At 51.0% G+C, this 15,481-nt stretch carries 19 protein-coding genes and 1 pseudogene; 4 read left to right on the forward strand and 16 right to left on the reverse strand.

The window, feature by feature from the left end; all coding sequences use genetic code 11:
* Positions 1-14: 14 nt before the first annotated feature.
* Both H8L47_RS22670 and H8L47_RS22675 read left to right on the forward strand, forming a co-directional pair.
* Positions 15-473, forward strand: a complete 459-nt coding sequence (locus H8L47_RS22670; protein ID WP_186955884.1) for a cache domain-containing protein — start codon at positions 15-17, stop codon at positions 471-473.
* A 72-nt stretch (positions 474-545) separates the two neighbouring features.
* Positions 546-980 (forward strand): DUF3052 family protein, encoded by a 435-nt coding sequence (locus H8L47_RS22675; RefSeq protein ID WP_186955885.1) that lies wholly within the window; start codon positions 546-548, stop codon positions 978-980.
* Between the two features lie 26 nt (positions 981-1,006).
* On the opposite strand, the gene H8L47_RS22680 is transcribed toward H8L47_RS22675, so the two are convergent.
* The 3 genes from H8L47_RS22680 to H8L47_RS22690 form a co-directional block, all read right to left on the reverse strand.
* The gene (locus H8L47_RS22680) at positions 1,007-2,110 is read right to left on the reverse strand and encodes a carbonic anhydrase (RefSeq protein ID WP_186955886.1); all 1,104 of its coding nucleotides are present in this window, start codon (positions 2,108-2,110) and stop codon (positions 1,007-1,009) included.
* 122 nt (positions 2,111-2,232) lie between these two features.
* Positions 2,233-2,535, reverse strand: a complete 303-nt coding sequence (locus tag H8L47_RS22685; RefSeq protein ID WP_186955887.1) for a DUF1330 domain-containing protein — start codon at positions 2,533-2,535, stop codon at positions 2,233-2,235.
* A gap of 33 nt (positions 2,536-2,568) precedes the next feature.
* On the reverse strand, positions 2,569-3,567 hold the full coding sequence (locus H8L47_RS22690) for an NAD(P)H-dependent flavin oxidoreductase (RefSeq protein WP_186955888.1): 999 nt from the start codon (positions 3,565-3,567) through the stop codon (positions 2,569-2,571).
* Positions 3,568-3,661: 94 nt separating this feature from the next.
* On the opposite strand from H8L47_RS22690, the gene H8L47_RS22695 reads away from it, so the two are divergent.
* A complete protein-coding gene (locus H8L47_RS22695; RefSeq protein WP_186955889.1) occupies positions 3,662-4,516 on the forward strand; it encodes an enoyl-CoA hydratase-related protein in 855 nt (284 codons plus the stop codon).
* Positions 4,517-5,008: 492 nt separating this feature from the next.
* Here H8L47_RS22695 and H8L47_RS22700 read toward each other — a convergent pair.
* The 10 genes and pseudogenes from H8L47_RS22700 to H8L47_RS22745 form a co-directional block, all read right to left on the reverse strand.
* A pseudogene (locus tag H8L47_RS22700) lies at positions 5,009-5,203 on the reverse strand (helix-turn-helix domain-containing protein); the annotation flags it as partial.
* 117 nt (positions 5,204-5,320) lie between these two features.
* On the reverse strand, positions 5,321-5,896 hold the full coding sequence (locus tag H8L47_RS22705) for a sigma-70 family RNA polymerase sigma factor (RefSeq protein ID WP_186955891.1): 576 nt from the start codon (positions 5,894-5,896) through the stop codon (positions 5,321-5,323).
* The gene (locus H8L47_RS22710; protein WP_186955892.1) at positions 5,884-6,390 is read right to left on the reverse strand and encodes an ArsI/CadI family heavy metal resistance metalloenzyme; all 507 of its coding nucleotides are present in this window, start codon (positions 6,388-6,390) and stop codon (positions 5,884-5,886) included. Before H8L47_RS22710 ends, H8L47_RS22705 begins: the two co-directional genes overlap by 13 nt.
* An 82-nt stretch (positions 6,391-6,472) precedes the next feature.
* On the reverse strand, positions 6,473-6,850 hold the full coding sequence (locus H8L47_RS22715; protein ID WP_186955893.1) for a VOC family protein: 378 nt from the start codon (positions 6,848-6,850) through the stop codon (positions 6,473-6,475).
* A gap of 34 nt (positions 6,851-6,884) precedes the next feature.
* Positions 6,885-7,793, reverse strand: a complete 909-nt coding sequence (locus H8L47_RS22720; RefSeq protein ID WP_186955894.1) for an MBL fold metallo-hydrolase — start codon at positions 7,791-7,793, stop codon at positions 6,885-6,887.
* Positions 7,790-8,428, reverse strand: coding sequence for a 2-hydroxychromene-2-carboxylate isomerase (locus H8L47_RS22725; RefSeq protein WP_186955895.1), 639 nt, complete (start codon positions 8,426-8,428; stop codon positions 7,790-7,792). Before H8L47_RS22725 ends, H8L47_RS22720 begins: the two co-directional genes overlap by 4 nt.
* Before the next feature lie 25 nt (positions 8,429-8,453).
* Entirely contained in the window at positions 8,454-8,669 is a 216-nt protein-coding gene (locus H8L47_RS22730) for a DUF1289 domain-containing protein (RefSeq protein ID WP_230413875.1), read from the reverse strand.
* On the reverse strand, positions 8,666-9,157 hold the full coding sequence (locus tag H8L47_RS22735) for a YbaK/EbsC family protein (RefSeq protein ID WP_186955896.1): 492 nt from the start codon (positions 9,155-9,157) through the stop codon (positions 8,666-8,668). The genes H8L47_RS22730 and H8L47_RS22735 overlap by 4 nt, the downstream gene beginning before the upstream one ends.
* An 82-nt stretch (positions 9,158-9,239) precedes the next feature.
* Positions 9,240-9,566 carry a hypothetical protein gene (locus H8L47_RS22740; protein WP_186955897.1) on the reverse strand — a complete coding sequence of 109 codons (327 nt, stop codon included), beginning with the start codon at positions 9,564-9,566 and terminating at the stop codon, positions 9,240-9,242.
* 100 nt (positions 9,567-9,666) lie between these two features.
* Positions 9,667-10,941 (reverse strand): TIGR03862 family flavoprotein, encoded by a 1,275-nt coding sequence (locus H8L47_RS22745; protein ID WP_186955898.1) that lies wholly within the window; start codon positions 10,939-10,941, stop codon positions 9,667-9,669.
* 113 nt (positions 10,942-11,054) lie between these two features.
* Here H8L47_RS22745 and H8L47_RS22750 point away from each other — a divergent pair, with 113 nt between their 5' ends.
* On the forward strand, positions 11,055-12,221 hold the full coding sequence (locus H8L47_RS22750; protein ID WP_186955899.1) for a GGDEF domain-containing protein: 1,167 nt from the start codon (positions 11,055-11,057) through the stop codon (positions 12,219-12,221).
* Between the two features lie 163 nt (positions 12,222-12,384).
* Here H8L47_RS22750 and H8L47_RS22755 read toward each other — a convergent pair whose 3' ends face one another.
* From H8L47_RS22755 to H8L47_RS22765, 3 genes are all read right to left on the reverse strand, one after another.
* Positions 12,385-13,491, reverse strand: a complete 1,107-nt coding sequence (locus H8L47_RS22755; RefSeq protein ID WP_222616653.1) for a substrate-binding domain-containing protein — start codon at positions 13,489-13,491, stop codon at positions 12,385-12,387.
* Between the two features lie 310 nt (positions 13,492-13,801).
* Positions 13,802-14,605: a head GIN domain-containing protein gene (locus tag H8L47_RS22760; protein ID WP_186955901.1), complete on the reverse strand. Its 804-nt coding sequence runs from the start codon at positions 14,603-14,605 to the stop codon at positions 13,802-13,804.
* Positions 14,606-14,661: 56 nt separating this feature from the next.
* Positions 14,662-15,414 (reverse strand): DUF1700 domain-containing protein, encoded by a 753-nt coding sequence (locus H8L47_RS22765; RefSeq protein WP_186955902.1) that lies wholly within the window; start codon positions 15,412-15,414, stop codon positions 14,662-14,664.
* Positions 15,415-15,481: the final 67 nt, after the last annotated feature.

Genomic DNA, 15,481 nt, shown 5'->3' on the forward strand with positions numbered 1-15,481 from the left:
ACAGGAGACTTATCATGCGTAGTTTCATTAAATTCCTGACACTGAGTCTATTCAGCATTTTTTTCAGCCAGAGCGTATTCGCTGCAGACCATGGTACGGCACAAGAAGCAGAAGCCATGGTGAAAAAAGCCATCGCCCATATTAAATCCAAGGGAGCAGATGCAGCTTACCCTGAATTTAATAATCCCAAAGGCAGTTTCAGTGACCGTGACCTGTATATTTTTGTACTCGACATGAGTGGCAAGACCCTGGCCCATGGTGCCAATCCCAAGCTCTTGGGGAAAAATATCAGTACGCTGAGAGATGTCGATAACAAAGCCTTTATTGAAGAACTCCTGGCAACCGCAAAGAGCAAGGGAAAAGGCTGGATAGATTACAAATGGCCTAACCCAACTACCAAAGCCATAGAATTAAAATCCACCTATTTTGAGAAATCTGATGATGTCGTCGTTGGCTGTGGTATCTATAAGTAAATGCTGTTCAAGCTCATCTGATTGATGTAAAGCAGTATCTGCACAGGTACTGCTTTTTGATTTTTTCTTACGATGAACCTTACATCCACTGGCTATTCCCGTACACTACTGGCAAAGAAACTGGGGATACAAGCTGACAGCCATGTTTGCGCCAGGCATGCGCCTGAAAACTATCTGGATTTGCTGGCCGACTTGCCAGCTGCGGTGGTATTTTACAAGAAGACTACGCCTGCGACAGATATCGTCCACCTGTTCACCGACAAGAAAGCTGTCCTCGTCAAAGAATTGCTGAACTGTAAAGCAAGCTTGAGAAGTGATGCCGCAATCTGGGTATCCTGGCCCAAGAAAGCCTCGAAAGTGGCTACCGACATCACTGAAGATACGATCAGGGAAGTCGCCCTGCCCCTGGGTTACGTCGATATCAAGGTCTGTGCTGTCAGCGATATATGGTCAGGCTTGAAACTGGTGGTGCGCAAAGAATTGAGGCCGGACTGGCCGGCCTCATAACATCGTCTATTGATGCTTGTTACCGCTTAATTTGATTCCTTGATCAAACGACCAGAATTCTTTTGTATGGGTCGCGCATTCATGGGATACAGACGGCTGAATATCGCCAACTGGTCTGGTGAAATTTCTACCGGCTCTTTCATGACCAGCCACAATACCCCTTCACTGCAAGGTGGTGTCGTCAGCGAACCCATATAGGTATAGTAATCACGTTTGACGGGCAGGATGTCGCTCATGTCCATGGTCGTCAAGGCCTGTACCGGATCATTCTTTTCCAGTGGAAGATTATTCCAGACCTGCTGCACAAGGCTATGTGACTTGCCGCGCTCAATTAACACGGCCACCACGGCCAGTTTGCCATCAGCATCCTTGTGTACCAGATGGGCAACCATTTCAAAGCTCTTGCCGTTTACCCGTTCTTCAGACGGCTTGTGAAAATGAAATTGCACCAGCTCATAATTAATACCCATCACATTGATATAGTTGCCAGCACCGATATTGACTTGTATGGTGTGACCATTGTCAATCACAGAGAAACGGCTGGGCTTGTAATCAAAAGCGATCGGGTCCAAGTCCACCCTGATACCATCACGGATATCGATAGGAGACTGCCTTTCACCGATATCGCACTTGGCATTGGCCGCATTGAGCTTGCCCCAGTTTAAAGGTCCGCCTTCGCCTTTATAGCTCCAGTGGATATTGGCATGGCTGGCCGCCTGCCCGCCTGCTGCTGCGGCACTGTTGGTACCATGATCATTTTTGGTTTTGACGGATTCAGGCTTGCGCACAGCTGGCGCATACGAGGGCCGCACTACAGGTCTAGGCACACTGCGCGCGGCTGCTTCGTCTTTTTCCTTGCGGATGACGCTCAGGCGTTCAGCGATGCGAGCTGCCAGTTCATCGGCAGCCAGTGCTTCCTTGGCGCGGATAGCGGCTTCCTTGGCGGATTCCTTGCTGTCCTTGCTTTCCTTGGATGATGGCTTGCGTTCTTCTTTAGCTGATGCAGAAGCCGGACTGGAAGATTCTTCTTTCGCCGACGCCGGCTTGATGGGTTTGGATGGTGGCGGGTCGTTCGCCTGAGCGGACAGGGCCAACAGCATGGGAAGCAGCAAAGCGAGAGAGCGGCGCATAATGAATTGAATTTGGGATTGAGTTTGCAGAGAGATACCCTAGTTACGGCAAGTCTCTTTGCAAACTTGAATCCTGAGAGCAATTTGTGGTTTTTTCACCCTCACGCTACCGCTGGCTTAGCTTACACGCCCTCAACAATGAACAAACGGCCAATAGAATTGGCATGACGAATTTCCATGGCCTTGGCATATTCGACCGAGTCATACCAGTGCTGCGCCTGTTGCAGGCTGGGGAATTCGACGATGACAGAACGCCAGCCTTCATTATGCGCATCATCCCTGCCCTCTTTTTGCACCCGTGTACCACCTCGTACCAAAAACTGCCCGCCATATTGAGCCACGCTGGCTGTGGCCAATGGTCGGTAATCAGCATAAGCATCTGCGTTAGTGACCTGGATTTCTGCAACGACATAAGCTTTACTCATGATATTCCTGATAAGTAGTTATTTGAAAATTAGTTACAATGACAACACACGCGCTTTAGCGGCAGCATATTCAGATTTCAAACGTGCTACCACTTCCGCCACGGTCAACACATCATCCATCAAGCCCACGCCCTGACCCGCGCCCCAGATATCACGCCAGGCCTTGGCCTTGCTACCGCCGCCAGAGCCAAAGTTCATCTGGCTCTTGTCAGCCACCGGCAGATTGTCCGGGTCCAGTCCTGCCGCGATGATGGATTTCTTGAGATAATTGCCATGCACACCGGTGAACAGATTGGTATAGACGATATCTGCCGCAGCTGAATCGAGGATGGCCTGTCGATAAGCGTCATCCACGTTTGATTCAACCGTAGCGAGCCAGCGTGAGCCTATGTAAGCAAAATCGGCACCCATAGCTTGCGCAGCCAGCACTGCATCACCCGTTGCGATAGAACCCGACAAGGCAATCGGGCCATCAAAGAAGCGCCGTACTTCACCGACCAGGGCAAACGGCGACAGGCCACCCGCATGCCCGCCAGCACCGGCTGCCACCAGAATAAGGCCATCGACTCCGGCTTCCAGCGCCTTTTGCGCATGGCGTATCGAAATCACATCATGCATGACTATGCCGCCATAGCTGTGTATCGCATCCAGCATTTCTGGTGGTGGCGCACGGAGCGAAGAAATGATGATGGGTATCTGATGTTTGACGCACACCTCGACATCATGTGCCAGCCGGTCATTCGACTGATGGACGATCTGGTTGACAGCAATCGGCCCTATTACCGCATCAGGATGTGCTTCCTGGTGCGCTGCCAGCTCGGCCTGCAGTTCTGTCAGCCATACATCCAGCAACTCGGCAGGTCTGGCATTCAGGGCAGGGAAAGAACCGACGATGCCCGCCTTGCATTGCGCTGCCACCAGTCTGGGGCCACTGGCAATAAACAAAGGAGAGCCAATGACAGGCAGGCTAAGGTGTTGCAAAGCTGATGGCAAGCGTGAAACTGAACTTGATGCGGGTGAGTCGAGAGCCATAGTCGGTATCCTCTAACGGTGAGCATAGAATGCTTGATGGACGTACATATCCAGTATGATTTTACCGTGCAAATAAAATTCCTGTGGAGACACCATGACTTATCAATGTTTTGACTTCAGTATCAGCAATAAAATCGCCCACCTGCGCCTGAACCGCCCCGCCACGCTGAACACCATGCAGCCGGTATTTTTTCGTGAACTGACAGAGATTTTGCAAAACCTGCAAAACCAGGCGAATGCCCGTGTGCTCATTATTTCTTCAACTGGCAAGCATTTCACCGCTGGCATGGCGCTGGATGTCTTCGCCGGTGGCGGCATCACGCTCGACGATGCCAGCGCCGTTGGCCGCGCCAATATTGCAATGGCACTGAAAGACATGCACCATGCCTTCAATCTTATTGAATCCCTGCGCATGCCAGTCATTACCGCCATACACGGTGGTTGCATAGGTGGTGGTGTCGATATGATCTGTGCCAGCGACATACGCCTGGCCAGCAGCGATGCTTTTTTCTGCATACAGGAAATCAACATAGGCATGACCGCCGACCTTGGTACCCTGCAACGCCTGCCCAAACTCATCCCTGAAGGCATAGTCCACGAAATGGCCTACACCGGCCGCCGCCTGCCAGCACAACGTGCCCTCGCGGTTGGCCTGCTTAACGAAGTATTTGATACCCAGGAAAACATGCTGGCAGCCGCCCTGCAAATGGCCACAGAAATCGCCGAAAAACCCCCGGTCGCGATCTGGGGCAGCAAACAAGCCATCCACTACGCCCGCGACCACAGCACCCACGACGCCCTGCAACAAATGGGCTGGTTGCAATCCGGTATCTGGCAAAGCAGTAACCTGATGGAAGCTTTCATGGCGAAACAGCAAGGCAGACCGACTGAGTATGCGGATCTGGCGCCGGTTAGTTCGTTTTCTGAGGCGGTCTATCATTTGAAGTAAATAGTATTCATCTCCCTCCAATCGACGGTCAAACCGGTATCAAGATATATGGTTGGTGGTCGCGTTGACGTTGTTTTTGACTTTCGCAGTTCCCATGTGTAGCCGCCGTTTGTGCAGTACAGAAAATGGATTAAGAAATGACCGTTGTCTGAGCGTAGCGAGTTTCGGGCATTTCCCATTTTTTGTACTGCACAAACGGGAACCCCCTTCAGGGGGCGACTACGCCTGGGTCGCCTTTCTTTGAATACTTTCTTTTGGCGACGCAAAGAAAGTATTTCGGCTGCCGGGCCGAGACCCGGCTTGTACCCATGAAGGGCAATCTTTTTATTCAAAGTACGGCATTCAACAAGCAACAAGACAGACTACGAACGTCACTGGAGCGCCAGCCCGGTGGATTCCAGCCAAAAGCACGCTGGAATGACGTAACTAAGATTAGTCGAAAATCAAGAGTTTTAAGCTCGTTGCGTATCGTCGATACGAGCAGCACCCCCCTCACCCTACCCTAATCTCCCGTATCCCCTTCCCCACTCTCCTCCTCAACAAAGTCCGCAAACTCACCCCATCAGCATACCCCACCAACCCCGCAATCTGCTCCACACTATGGTTGGAAGTCTTCAACAAATGCACCGCCTTTTCTATACGCAAATCCTGCACATACGACACCGATGTTTTGCCCAATACAACTTGCTGGCTACAATGTCAAAGACAACGAATTTTTCTGTGGGTTGTTATTGCGAGGGGGGAAGGCCACTGCCATCGCTCCATACTCAGACAGTTATTGTCTGAGTATGGAGCAGAAATATGCTAATCGCACTTCTTCCCACACTTGGTGGCCGCATGGCGACGATAATCCGTCACCAGTCCATTCTGGATTTCTACATTGCAGCAAGCCAGCAATTTGTCCTTGAGCATAGTACGGCCACGCGCGGCCCTGCTTTTGATGGCAGACATGCTGAGTCCTTCCTGCTCAGCAAGATGACGCAAGCTATTACCTTGCAACTCCGTTGCCATCAGGGTATCGCGATATTTGTCCGGCAATTGCTGGATGAATGCCTGCAAGCAGCTTGCCAGCTCTGCATGCAGTTGCAGGTCTTCACTCTGCTGTTCAGGCATATTTTCATCAAGCTCTTCCATACTCATACCCTGGGCCCGGTAATAATCGACCAGTGTGGTACGGGCAGCCGAATATAGCCAGCCGGTCAGGTTATCAATTTCGCGACCGGCGCGTTTGCTTAGCAGGGCTTTGACAAAGATGTCCTGCAAGATATCGTCTGCCTGGCTGGCATCGGCAATGCGCCTGCGCAGATAAGTGCGCAGGCTTGCCTGCAGGTCGCCAAATGCTTGCGTCAAATCTTCGTTATTTTGTGTCAGTTGCAGCATGATTTCTTACCGGCATTGTCCGCCTTGGGAACGCAACAAGCGACGGTCTCTGCAGCTTTTTCACCACTACCATTATGCAGGGGAATGCAGCAAGCGCCATCTTGTGCTGCAGTGTCTTCACCAAATACCTGGGCGTCTGACATCGTGAAGAAATGTTCCCACGGCAAACCCTGGGGATCAACTATCCAGTGTTTTTTGCTATTAGCATAGCAACAGGTAGCTGTTTCCTGGTCTAATACCTGCGTGCCTGAAGCGGCATCAGCCAACATCTTCAATTGCGCCAGTTCTTCAACCGTATCAGCCTGCATGCCAAAATGATTCAGGCCAGTTGCATGGCCGCGTGTGGAAATGGCAAAATTGACGCGTGGATCATCCAGCATCCATTTCGCATAATCTGCCTGCTGCTTTGCGGGCATCTGCCCAAACAGTTGACTATAAAAAGCAATGCTGTGATCCAGATGTTCTACGGCGATATGTACATGAAAGCGTTTCATTTCTTACTCCTGTCCGGAAAAATACATGTGAAAGGTGTTACACAGGTATAGACGCAAGCAGGAAAAAAGGTTGCAAAAATTTTTAAGCTACCACCTTGGTCACCGCCTCGATGTGGTGTCCATCAGGATCAACTAAAAATGCAGCGTAGTAATAAGTTCCATAGTCAGGACGCAAACCTGGTGCGCCATTGTCGCTGCCGCCTACAGTCAACGCAGATGCATGAAATTGATCAACCGCGGAGCGCGTCGCTGCGGTAAAGGCCAGGTGAAAACCCGGGCCCGGCGGGCTGGCATCCGCTCTTAATTTCAGGCACAGGATATCTTCATCATCATGCAAGCCATAGCCCAAGGCGGTGTCGTCTTCAAACACGCGCCTGTAACCCAAAGCACCGAGGGCAGCATCATAAAATGCGCCAGCCAGTATCAGATCGCGTACGCCCAAGGAGATGTGATGTAGCATTTTTATTCCTAAAGTTCGATGTATCAATGGTAGGTTAGCGCGTGCTGATCAGCAAATCACCTTCCAGACGGGCGGCTCCGGCAGTCACCAGTTCGTTTGCCATTTGCGATATCAGCAAGTCTGTTTCCAGACACAACAACCTGGCCGACGACATCACCAGGCGAGTGCTGCCAAGTTGAGATATGGTTGCTGCCAGACTAAGTTGCTGGAATTCCAGCAAGATGAAGGCAAGCATCACTTTTACCGCATTGCGGGCATTGCGGCGTGGGTCGGTACTCAGATAATCCAGCCGCGATTCCGCCCTTTGCAGCGCGACAGCGACATTGCTGAAGGCAGGACCATGTCCGGGAATGACGATACGTGGATTCAGTTCACGGATGACTTGCAGTATTGCTGCTTGCTCAGCAAAACCGGACTCCCCTTCGAGTTCAGGAAAAATCACGCCAAAGCCGTTTTCCCATAAGGCATCGGCAGAAATCAATATGCCTTCCTGCGCACAATAAAGGATCATGGAGTGTGGATCATGTCCGGGCGCGGCCAGCACCTGCCAGTCCATGCCACCAAGCCGCAGTTCGTCACCATGCTGTATCGCTGCATCAAAACTGAAACGCTCGCAGCGCTGGCCTGTGGCGGTATAGGTAAGAGTTGTCTCATCCCAGAGTGCCACCGCAGCCGCGTCAGCAATAGGGATCAGCGTGCGGCAAGCATAGTGGCGCTGCAATGCGGCATTGCCACCACAATGGTCAGAATGCAGATGGGTATTGACCAGTAAATCGAGTTTGCGATCACCCAGGGAATGTTGTATCAGTGCCAGGGTCTGTGGTGCATGGCTGAAGTAACCACTATCCACCAGAGCAGTCTGTTGTTCATCAATAAACAGGATGTTATTCGAGGACAGCCATCCCCGTTCAAAGACTTGCATGCAGGCGGGCAGTTGCATCATGCCCTACCTGCGACTTTGCGCTGCTGGCCATAGGGCATAGTTTGCGCGGCTGCCAATTCTGCCGATGCGAAAAAGGCATCGCCTTGCAGGTAAGCTTGCAGCATATCAGTTCCATCCAGGCCCCAGAAACAGCGATCATCCACTACCGCAGTCGGTACACCAAATACATGGGCGGCGATAGCCAGTTCACCATTGCGCCTTAGCGCATCTTTGACAGCGGCAATATCCAGCATGGCAGGTGTCACTTGCAATTCGTCGAGCAAGGCTTGCCAGTGTTTTGTCTGTGCGGGTATATGACCATCACGCCAGACAAAACGGAATAGCCTGTGCACGGCAGCTTCAGTGCTGCCAAGCGCCAGGCACAGGCGCAATAAAGGCAAGGGATTGAAAGGATGCTCGGGCAGCATGCGCAAAGGAATGCCATGCTTGTGTGCCAGCCATGCGCAATGCTCGAAGGTCCACTGGCGCTTGGGTGCGATTTCTGCCGGACCTTTGTTGTCCCAGTGATTGAGCAGGCCAGCAAACAGGACTGGTCGATAATTGATCTGCTCTACCCCTTGCAGGCGCGGCAGCATTTCGCTTTGCAAATAAGCGAAAGGGGAAATAAAATCAAAATACCAGTCTAGCTGTTTCACTCTCTATCCTTTCATCGTCAAACACTCATGGCAGCATTCTTTGCTGTACCAGATCCCAGATTTCCAGTTTCTTGTGGTTGTCTGCCTTACTCCAGCAAATGATTTCATCAATGTTGCGATAGCAACCTGTGCACAAACCCGTCTTGTCATCCATGCGGCAAATATTGATGCAGGGTGAAGGCACGGTCGCGCCAGGTTTCATGACAAACTGGGCGGGATCAAATTCATACAGGATATTCATGCGCGCAAAGCCACATCAGCGACCGGCGCACCGGTCATGTTTTTCAATTGGGCTGGCGTCAGTTTGAAGACAGCGTGAGGATGGCCAGCAGCAGCCCACACATGTGGGTATTGCAGCAAGTCTTCGTCAATGAGCATCACAGTTTTTTGCAAATGACCGATAGGGCAAACCCCGCCTATGGCATAACCGATTTTTTCTTTAACGAAACGGGCATCCGCCTTACCCAAAGGGCCGACAATCGCTGCCACCTTGCTTTCATCAACACGGTTGATACCGCTGGCAACGACCATGACGGCTGCATCATCAAGCAAGCGACGAAAGACGATGGATTTGGCAATTTCTGCCACCAGGCAACCCAGGCCGGCAGCAGCCTCGGCAGAAGTTTTGCCTGACTCAGGCAACATGACGACAGCTTGATCATGCCCCAGGTTATGCAGCAATAGTGCAACGCGCTGGGCGGTTTCGGGTAAGGCAGTATCTTTGGACATGATGCGCAGGCAAATAAAGCAAAGCCTGTTTATATCACAAGCAAAGTCTGTATGCTCAGTGTGTGTATTTGGCTGGCAAGTTCTAACCGTGCCATTCAGCCAGTAAGGCTGCGTGCTGGGCTGGCACTTCAAAATATTTCATGGCAGCGCGATACTCATTACCACTCAATATCGAATAAATGCAGGTTGCCTTGCAGACTACCTGGGTACGCTGAGAGGCGTCGCCTGGTTTGGGGACTTCCATCATCATCTGGTAAGTCTGCTTTTCTTTGAGAACAGCGCTGCACTGCATTTGTATGCTGGCAGAAGTAAAGCTAACTATCCTCGCTGGCACAATCTGACCAGGAACCACCTGTATAGCACCGCGCCAGGTAACGTTGGCGCGTGCAGCGTTGCGGGAATCACTCATACGGACAAATACCTGAAATGCAAACTCATGGACAGAATAAAATGATGCGGCGCAAAAATTATGATTGTACCAACTTCTACGCTTCCCAACGGAAACTATTTCAACTCATTTTCAATTCGCTTGAATTCTGCTCCAGCCAGTTTGCTACGCCTGCCGCAGCAAGCCTTGCGGTAGCGAAACAGGCAGTCAGCAAATAGCCGCCAGTCGGTGCTTCCCAATCCAGCATTTCACCGACAAAAAACAGACCAGGATAGCGCAGCGCCATGAGATTTTCATCGAGCTCCTCAAAGCGCAGTCCACCGGCACTGCTGATAGCTTCATCTATGGGGCGTGCTGCGTTGAGCACCACAGGCAATGCCTTGATGGCCTGTGCCAAGATGGGCGCTTGGGCAAAATCAGTTTTATCCAGGCATTCATGCAACAAAGCCATTTTTAATGCATCCAGACCCAGACGGCTTTTCAGATGACTGGACAGGGAACGCGAACCACGCGGATGTTCCAGTTCTGCCTGTACTTTCTCCAACGCAGTATCCGGCAATAAATCCAGTTCAAGCACAGCTTTACCCTGACTATGTAATTGCTGACGCAGTGCTGCAGACAATGCATAAATCAGGCTGCCTTCGACCCCGCTTTCAGTGATCACAAACTGCCCCTTGCGCATGGGCTGGCCACTGCCTTGCACCTTGGCTGCCACTGTCAGCAAAGGCTGTCCAGCGAACTTGTCTTTAAAGAAAGCTGTCCAGTTCACATCGAAGCCGCAATTGGCTGGCTGTAAATCCGCCACATCCAGACCACGCTGTCTCAACAAACTTACCCAGGCACCATCCGAACCCAACCTGGGCCAGCTACCGCCTCCGAGCGCGAATACCTGCGCTCGTGCAGGCAGGCAGACTTCGCCATCAGGCGTGGCAAAGCGCAATTGGCCTTGCTCATCCCAGCCCAGCCAGCGATGTCGCATATGAAAGCGCACTCCCTGCTGGCGCAGGCGATGCAGCCAGGCACGCAATAAGGGAGCAGCCTTCATATCAACCGGAAACACCCGCCCGGAACTGCCTACATAAGTTTCTATACCCAGACCCTTGACCCAGACGCGCAAGGCTGCGGCGTCAAACTGGTCTATGATCGGTGCCAGTTGAAGCTCGCGTTCGGCATACCGTGTCATGAAAGAGACAGAATCTTCAGAATGTGTGAGATTCATTCCCCCCTTGCCAGCCATTAAGAACTTGCGTCCTACCGAAGGCATGGCATCATAAACATCCACGGCTATACCCTGCAGAGCCAGAGTTTCGGCCGCCATCAGGCCAGCTGGCCCACCACCAATAATGGCAACAATACTGGCTTGTGGATGATGAGAATTACTCGCTTTTGTTTGCATAAGTTTGCGTCATAATATGGTTTTTCATGTGCGGCTTTCCTGCACCGGTACCTGCAAGCAAAGCTGATTTTGTATCTGCCTGAATTTACCAGAAGTTACAACCAGGTCTCCCTATGGTCAATCTGGATCGTGCTACGCTAGACTTAGTGGTTGCTTGCATCAGCGTGATTTCCATGCTGGTCATGCTGACTGTTTGGCATATCAACCGTGACATACCCGGCACCGGCGTCTGGGCAGCCGCTGCGTCCATGATCGCACCAGCATTTTTACTGATACGCCTGATCGACGTCATCAACATCCCCATGTCCCTGATCGTTGCTTTCAATAATTCCCTGACCCTGACCACTACCCTGCTGATGCTGGAAGGCACCCTGCGTTTTCGCGGTTATCCGTCCCGACTACGCTGGCGCTGGGGTCTGGTACTGATCCCGGCATTTGTCTTGCTGGCCTTCCTCAACCGGGACGACATGATACGCCGATATCTGTTCCATGATGTCATCGCTGCCAGCCTGATGTTGAGTAATGCCTTTATTTTGGTCTGGAAAACCCGAGACGTAGACTTGCTGGCCGCCTGCATAGGTGCGATTTCCCTCGCGATCATGGCAGTTGGTTTTCTTATGCGCTGGCATCTGGCTTTCATTTCGAATAACAATGCAGAACTGGCCAGCCATCCTCTTTTGAATTTTATCTATCTGCTTGTGGTGCTTTGCTTGCTGGGTTGGACTTATGGCGTCAGTGTCTGCTGTAATTTGCGCGTCCAGAAAAGCATACTGGAGATGGCTCGCGAAGACGTGCTCACTGGCTTGCCCAACCGCCGCCATGTCGATGAAATGCTGGACAAAGCCATCGCCCAGAGTGGCCGTAACCAGCAAGGTTTTGGTTTTATCCTGATAGATCTCAATCATTTCAAGTCAGTCAATGACAGATTTGGCCATCAGGCTGGTGACCTGTTACTCAAGGAAGTTGCCAGACGCCTCAAAAGCTTTTGCCGCCACGCCGACTTTGTAGGCCGCATAGGCGGAGATGAATTCGTGGCCCTGACATTCGGCGTCAATCAGGAATCGCAACTGGACAGCACCCTGCTACGTTTGAAGAAAATACTCGAAGGCCCCTGCACCATACAAGGCCACACCGTAGAAATCGAGGCCGCCCTGGGCAGTGCCCTCTTCCCCACAGATGGCCGCAGCGCCGACAAGCTCATGCAAGTCGCCGACCAGCGCATGTATATCGACAAGTCAGTCCCGGAAAATATCCTGGCAGCCGTAACCCAGGGCGCATAAAAAAACAAAGCCGGAAAATCCGGCTTTTAAACTCTCAGTAGTTTTGAAATAGGCCTGAGTAAGCGTAGCGAGCGGCCTTAGTTTTAGTTAAGAAGCGCAGTCGTACTTTAGTACGGCGAGCATCGCAGGCTAAAAATAAGGTCGCGCAGTAGCTTAATCAGGCTTATTTGGACCAGAATCTTTGATAGTGCGTTCGAAAATCATTCGCTGGTTCAAACATATTCTTTTGCCCACCGTCATAAGCGATATTCTGCGCAGTCACCAGATGTGGTGTACCGACAAAGCCGCTGTGTTCTGCACCTGCAAATGCGCGATTCAACTCATCGACGATTTGCCAGGCTTGCATGGACAGGGGTTCAGGTACTGTGCCAGACTGCAGGCTATTGGCACGTATGCGCTTGTACGCCGTCTGCGAACCATCACCAGCAGATACTCCGACCAGTTTGTTATTCGCGATCAGTGCTGCGGTAGCCGGCACTTCCAGTAAATCGAAATAAAAATCGTTGACGCCTATCGCATGCGTCCACTTGGCTCCGTGGCGCTTGACCAGGTTTTCTACCACGCCTTTCATTTTGGCATTGGCATCGGCCAGAGGCACATCTTCCAGGCTCAGTAATTTGCAACCTTCGCACTGGCGTATGGTTTCAACGATAGCGCTAGATTTGGCCAGCAGAAATGGATTCGTGGAATCAGTAAATACGACGATACCAGCTTTGTTGTTTGAATCTACCACTGTATACAAGGCAGCTACTTGAGCGACTTCTTTGGGGTTAGTGGTGATATTCGTGAACAGGCCATCGGTAGGACCGCTTTTTACGGAGGCATGCCAGCCAACAACAGGCACCTTGGCCTTGGCAGCAGCAGCCATCCCTTTGCCCTGGCTACTGACGTCCACCCCTGCCAGGACGATGCCGTCCGCTTTCATGTCCAGTGCCTGACTGATGATGGCAGCGCCCTGATTGCAACGACCGCGACAATTGATGGGCAAGACTTCCCAGCCAGCGCCGGCACTGGCTTCGCGCACACTATTGAATACGCCATTGACACCAGCATCACCCAGATCAGCAGCAATAAAAATAATTTTCTTTTTCTTTTGCAGTTGCGGTCCTTCTGTAGGACCTTCCCAACGATTCTTCACCGATGCAGCCCTGGCCACCTTGGCATTGGCGCGACTGAGAAATTGCATGGGATTTTCTTGTGCAGCGGCAGCACTAATGAAACTGAACACAACAAACAACGCGGTCAAGCACTTACTTTTAGTAGCAGTCATGATTCTTGGCTGGTCAGGTTGGTAAAAAATCTGTAATTACGCAAACTTTAATTCGTGGTTGAAACAAATACTTACAACTGCGCAATGATTATTGCAGAAAAAAGCGTCAAGTAAATAGAGTTTCAGTACCACGGCCTCAGCGTCGAATATTAAGCAGAAAATATATTGATATAAAGAATAAAATTTTCCACAAGCAAGAATTTCTTATGGAAAATTTCATTCTTTTAAGCAACACCTACTAAGACGTACCAATTAACAACAGTTTAAGCTGCACCAATGTGGTACGTGCAACTACAAATTGAGGCTAGCCTTACTCCCAATGTACCTCTGCCGAGCCGCTGCGCTCTACATTGCGCTTTGCCGGGTTGCCCATGACATGAACATCACCACTCCCTGTGACTTTCAGCTTGATTTCCTGACCTGCAAATACTTTGGAGCTGGATGATCCTGTGGAATTCAAATTGACCGCAGCGCTTTTCAAGGCAACGGCTTTCAAGTCACCTGAGCCTGTTAATCTGGCATTAAAGCTTTTGACCTGGCCTCTAACGATGCTGTCGCCAGAGCCATAGGAAGCAAGTTCCAGTAGCTCCGCTGTCCCAACCCCCAGATTCAGGTCGCCACTGCCATTCAGGCTGGCAAATACCTGCTGGTATTCGCCATCCAGATTGATATTGCCCGAACCTTGCAGGCTGACTTCAAGTTTGTTGCCTTTGAAGCCCTTGATGACGGCGTCACCACTGCCGGAAGTCTGCAGCTTTTCCAGGTTAGGCAAACTCAGTTCTATCTTGGTTTGCTCAGTTTTCCCTACCGAAATATAGATCCCACGTGTGCCTATATACAGGGTATTGCCTTCCAGCCTGGTCGTCACCCGAGAAACCAGCTTGGCGTCACCCTTGACCAGTAATTCTGGCGTGGCAGCTTGTTTCAAGGCCAGATCTATAGGTCCGCTGAGTATGACATTGACGATGGATGCAGTGACCGGACGAACTTCACTGGCCGCCGAACCGGCAACCGTTACCGTGCTGGCATGGGCCCGGATAAAGACCACGCTGGATGCAGTTAAAACCACTGCCAGACCCAACATGCCTACGCCTGTGCGTATGATGTTATTCATTTTTTTCTCCTGAAGCTAGACTAAAACTAAAAAGGACTACTGCCACTACTTGCTCGTCAGGCTGCATGGGAAAGCTGCAGTTGTGACAAGTTCCAGCGCAAATAGTGTTTAAAACCGATGAAGGTATATTTGGTCATGAACAGACTGAGCATCATCAAGAGGATGGAACCCAGCAGCAAACCCAGACCTGCGAACAGCTTTTTAACAGAATATTGATTACCAACTTCTATATGCAGCTTTTCTGCATGACTTTCTGTGCTGCCCTTCTGTGCTACAACAGATGCGGTCTTACCACTGTCATCCAGTTTTTCACCATCTATCAAGATACCCGTTTCAGTAATATCAACGCTGACATTACGATCATGGTGTCTATGTACATGCTGCCTGCCAGCAGGTATATCAACACTGAATTGCTCGACGCCAGAGATACTGGCCGCAGTGATGCCTATGCCCGCTACATACATCACCAATGCGACAACATAGGTCGAGCACAAGAGACTGAAATACGCCACTGCAGGTATCAGCATGAACAGATTGAAGATCATCAGACCGATCAGGGCAACCAGCAAACTGGCAACATTACCCAGGTTAAAATTTGTTTTTAATGCTTCATAACGTGTGCTGGCGTTCTTTTGCGCCGCCAACAGTTCTGGCTTGGGCAGACCAGCAGCAATTTCCTCTTCCGACTTGCCAGCGGCCATGGCGTCAGTAAACTTGCGCTCATATTCCCACATGGTGTCTTCGATGACTTTGGCTGGTAAGCCGTCCAGGGCCTGACGCAGCGCGTTCATATATGCAGTCTTGTTCATTGCCGTCTCCCGTTCTTGATTTGGTATATTCAGAATAAGCAAAGTAAAGGAAGGCAGCCACAGACTT

Origin of the sequence: Undibacterium umbellatum, from assembly GCF_014284125.1 — a bacterium.
In the GTDB taxonomy this organism is placed as follows: domain Bacteria; phylum Pseudomonadota; class Gammaproteobacteria; order Burkholderiales; family Burkholderiaceae_D; genus Undibacterium; species Undibacterium umbellatum.